Origin of the sequence: Nakamurella sp., from assembly GCF_048594475.1 — a bacterium.
In the GTDB taxonomy this organism is placed as follows: Bacteria; Actinomycetota; Actinomycetes; order Mycobacteriales; family Nakamurellaceae; genus Nakamurella.
Genome location: NZ_JBMDXT010000570.1, coordinates 1 through 4135 on the forward strand (window position 1 = coordinate 1; position 4135 = coordinate 4135).

At 72.6% G+C, this 4135-nt stretch carries 4 protein-coding genes; 3 read left to right on the forward strand and 1 reads right to left on the reverse strand.

Annotated features, from left to right (window positions below; all coding sequences use genetic code 11):
* Both ACOJUF_RS25530 and ACOJUF_RS25535 read left to right on the forward strand, forming a co-directional pair.
* Positions 1–676: DUF4328 domain-containing protein (locus tag ACOJUF_RS25530; RefSeq protein WP_420124613.1), on the forward strand; the 676-nt coding region annotated here is incomplete at its 5' end.
* An 84-nt stretch (positions 677–760) separates the two neighbouring features.
* On the forward strand, positions 761–1723 hold the full coding sequence (locus ACOJUF_RS25535) for a DUF5926 family protein (protein WP_420124614.1): 963 nt from the start codon (positions 761–763) through the stop codon (positions 1721–1723).
* A 132-nt stretch (positions 1724–1855) separates the two neighbouring features.
* Here ACOJUF_RS25535 and ACOJUF_RS25540 read toward each other — a convergent pair whose 3' ends face one another.
* Positions 1856–2689, reverse strand: coding sequence for a CPBP family intramembrane glutamic endopeptidase (locus ACOJUF_RS25540; protein WP_420124615.1), 834 nt, complete (start codon positions 2687–2689; stop codon positions 1856–1858).
* 216 nt (positions 2690–2905) lie between these two features.
* On the opposite strand from ACOJUF_RS25540, the gene ACOJUF_RS25545 reads away from it, so the two are divergent.
* The coding region (locus ACOJUF_RS25545; RefSeq protein ID WP_420124616.1) for a hypothetical protein at positions 2906–4135 on the forward strand (1230 nt) is incomplete at its 3' end.

A 4135-nucleotide genomic window follows, 5' to 3' on the forward strand; every position in this document is an offset into this window, starting at 1 on the left:
GGCCGACCCGTCCGGGTTGCTGCGGACCGCGGCCGCGCTGGCCGCCGTCACGGCCGTGGTCACGCTGCTCGCGGCGTTCGCCGAGACCTGGCGGTTCGCCCTGCTGCTGGAGGGTCGGACCAGGGTGTTGCCGGCCACGACCGTCTGGACCAGCGACGTGGCCGTCGCCGCGGCCGGCGCCGGGTCGGTCGCAGCCGCCGTGGTGGCCCTGCTGATCGCGGTCGTGGCGCTGGTGCGGACCCATCCGGTGGCCGCGGCCCGGCGGCGGCGGGCGCCGTCCCGCTCGGCCGCCGCGATCCTGGCCCGGTTGGCGGTGCCCGGCTGGAACCTGTACGGCGCCGGGCAGATCGTCACCGAGATCGACCGCATGCTCGACGCCGCCCGGCCCGACGCCGATCCCGACGTCCCCGGGCGGGCGTCCCGGCTCACCGTCGCCTGGTGGGTCAGCTGGATCGTCTCGGCCGTCCTGGTGGCGGCCGCGTTGCTGCGCGGGCTCGGTGGCAGCCTGCAGGCCGTCGCCGACACGGTGGAGTTGCACATCGCCGTCGACCTCGCCGCAGCCGTCTGCGCCGGCCTGGGCGCGGCGATGCTCTGGCGCTTCGCCGGCCGGTTGCGCCGGCGGCCGGCGATCCCGGTGGGCTGGGTGGTCCGCGAACCGGCGCCGACCCGTCCCTGAGCGGCCCCGCCGTCGACGCCGCATCAGGTCCGCGCCGCTGCCGACCGGCGCGGTGGGGCACTCGCGGTCGGCTACCGTGGCCGGGTGTCGAAGAAGAGCCGCCGTTCCGGGGGATCCGCCGCCGTTCTCGAATCGGGTGCCGAGGGTTCCGGCGTCACCGTCAATCCCCGCCGCCCCTGCCCCTGCGGCTCCGGTCGCCGGTACAAGGCGTGCCACGGCTCGGCCGACGCGGCCGACCTCATCGTCACCCGGCCGTTCGCCGGGCTGGCCGCCGAGACCGAGCTGATCGCGCTGCGCGAGTTCCTGCCCGCCGCCAGCGCGCCCCTGACGCTGATCGAGCCCCGGGACGACGTGCCGTCGGTGACCCTGGCCAGTGTGCTGCCGGGCGCCGCCGCGGCGCTGACCCGCTCGGACGGCTCGATCATGCTGGGGATGCAGGTCCAGACCCACACCGGCGACCTGTCCCGCGACCTGGCGGCCGCCCTGGAGTGGGCCCTCGCGGCGGAGCCGTCGTCGGTGCTGCCGGTGATCGGCCGGGCCACCATCGGCAACCGGTACGGCGACCTGGTCGTCGACGAGCCGCTCGCCGTCACCGTGCACGACGACTTCTCGTGGTGGCTGGAGGAGCAGGTCGAGCCGGGCAGCGAGGTGGCCCTGTCGCTGGAGCGGGCCAACGCCGCGATCATGCCCACCGCCCGGGTCGCCGACCTGCCCGGGGCCTACTGGGTCGACGCCGGGGAGCGGGCGCACCTGCGCTGGGTCCGGCCCGAGGACGAGCCCGAGCTGATGGCGGCGCTGGCCCGGCTCGCCGTGGCCGACCGCCTCGACCTGGGGGAGGGCAGCCGTTACGTCGGGTCGTTCCGCGCCCACGGCCGGCTGGTGCCGGTGTGGGACCTGGACCGCGACGCGCATGCCAGCGAGTGGGACGCGCCGGCCCTGGCGTTCGCCGAGCGGCTGGCCCTGGCCCTGGCCGTGGACGAGCCGCTGTCCGACGCCGAGCGGCGCGCCCGCGACGGCATCCTGGGTCGCCAGTTCACGCTGCGCTGACTCCGGCCGGAACCCGGTCCTGCCCCGGGGCGCGCTGATCAAAGACCCGTTTTCCGGCGTGAAATGTCGGATTGGGCGGGCTTTCGATCAGCGCACCGGGTGGACGGCCGGGTTTCGGCCGAGCCCGGTCGATCAGGGCAGCCAGCCGACGGTGCCCTTGAGCAGCGCGTAACCGGCGAACGCGACGATGTCCAGCAGCGAATGCGCGATCACCAGCGGCCACAGCCGGCGGGTGCGACGGAACCACCACGCGAACACCACGCCCATCGCGGCGTTGCCCAGGAACCCGCCGAACCCCTGGTACAGGTGGTACGACCCGCGCAGCACGGCCGAGACGCCGATCACCGCCCAGCCCGGCAGCCGCAGCTGCTCGAGCCGGGTGACCAGATAGCCGACGACGAGCACCTCCTCGAGGAACCCGTTCTCGATGGCGGCCAGGACCAGCACCGGCAGCCGCCACCAGACGTCGTTCAGCGTGCTCGGCGCGACGGTGAGGTTGATGCCGGCGGCCACCGCGCCCAGGTACAGGGCGATGCCGGGGATGCCGATGACCGCGGTGAGCACCACCCCGACACCCAGGTCGGACCACGGGCGCGAGCGGTCCAGGCCGAGCCGGGTGCGCAGGTCGACCCCGCTGCGCCACAGCAGGTACAGCCCCAACCCGCCCCAGGCCAGGCCCCGCAGGATCGTCAGCAGCTGCTTGAGCAGGTCCAGGTACGACGCCTGCGCCTGCGGGACGATGATCGACACCGTCTGGGAGGCCAGCGGCACCGGGGCCAGCAGCGCGTCGGCCAGGCTGACCAGCGAGGACAACCCGCTGCTGCCCAGGGTGACCAGGAACACCACGACGAGCTCGACCCACAGCGAGCGCGGCGAGTACGGCCGCGGCGTCAGGAAGCCGTCGGGGTCGGGCGGGGGCGGCGTTCGCCCGGGGCCGCCCGGCGGCGGCGGGGCTCCGGTGCTCATGACCGCGCAGCTTAGATCCGCTGCGGTGGCGCGGACGCCGGCCCGCCGGCGTCGACCCGGCCGCGGCCGGCCGCCGGGCCGGCGGGGACGAATCGGGCGGCGCCACAACCCTTCACCCGGGCCGCACGTCAGATGTCGGACAGTAGTGTCAACAGGCCATGTGTGCGCCGGGTGCGCGCCGTGGACCGGCTGTGAGTGGCGAGGTACGGAGGATTCATGCGGGTGGGACGGCGGCGCAATGCTCTGATCGCGGTGACGGGGGTGCTGTCCCTGTTGCTGGCCGCGTGCGGAAGTTCCAGCTCGGCCGGCGACGTCACGGTCACCAGCTTCGTGACTGCCGGCCCGGAGTCCGGCTCGTCCGCGGAATCGTCCCCGGCCGGCTCCGATCCGTCCTCGGCGGCACCGTCGTCGGCACCGTCGTCGGCACCCGCGTCGTCCACCGGATCGACCCAGTCGGGCACCGACGGTGCGGTGCAGGAGGGTGTCGCGCTGCCGTCCGGCTTCGTGCCCAAGAAGCTGCAGCCGGGTGAGAAGCCCCCGCAGTTCATCATCGTCAGCTTCGACGGCGTCGGCTGGCACGAGAAGTGGCAGCACTGGTTCGACGTGGCCAAGCAGGTGCCGTTCCACTTCACCGGCTTCCTGTCCGGCACCTACATGCTCTCCGACGAGACCAAGATGGCCTACCAGGGCCCGGGGCACTCGCCGGGGAAGTCCTCGATCAGCTGGAACAGCGCCTCCGACCTGCCGATCGAGATCAAGGACCTGAACCAGGCGTACGCCGAGGGCAACGAGATCGGCACCCACTTCAACGGCCACTTCTGCGCGGGCGCCGAGCCCAGTGGCAACCAGTGGACCACCGCCGACTGGAACGACGAGCTCGACCAGTTCTACTCGATGGTGCAGAACGTCAAGGCGAACAACCCGGGCGTCCAGATGGACGACCTGGCCTTCGACCCCAAGCAGGAGGTCCGCGGCGAGCGCACGCCGTGCCTGGAGGGCAAGGCCGAGGAGCTGTTCCCCGCGCTGGTCGAGCACGGGATCACCTACGACTCCTCGTTCACCAAGACGGGCATCTCCTGGCCCAAGCAGTCCCAGCAGTACAAGATCTGGCAGTTCGGCATGGCCACGTTCCCGATCCACGGGACCGGCAAGCAGCAGATCACGATGGACTACAACTTCTATTACACCCAGCGCCAGGCCAGCAGTGACGGCGTGACGCCGGAGGAGTCGGCGGCCGATTCCGAACAGGTGTACCAGACGTACAACGACATGTTCAACGCCACCTTCAACGGCAACCGCGCCCCCCTGGTCCTGGGCAACCACTTCAACGCGTGGAACAACAACGCCTACGAGGACGCCCTGACCAAGTTCGTCCTGGAGAAGTGCGGCCAGCCCGACGTGCAGTGCGTGCCGTTCCGTGACGTGCTGGCCTGGATGAGCGTGCAG

Excerpts from the sequence above, each read along its gene's own strand:
- ACOJUF_RS25540 (WP_420124615.1), bottom strand. The coding sequence starts at position 2,689 with ATGAGCACCGGAGCCCCGCCGCCGCCGGGCGGCCCCGGGCGAACGCCG.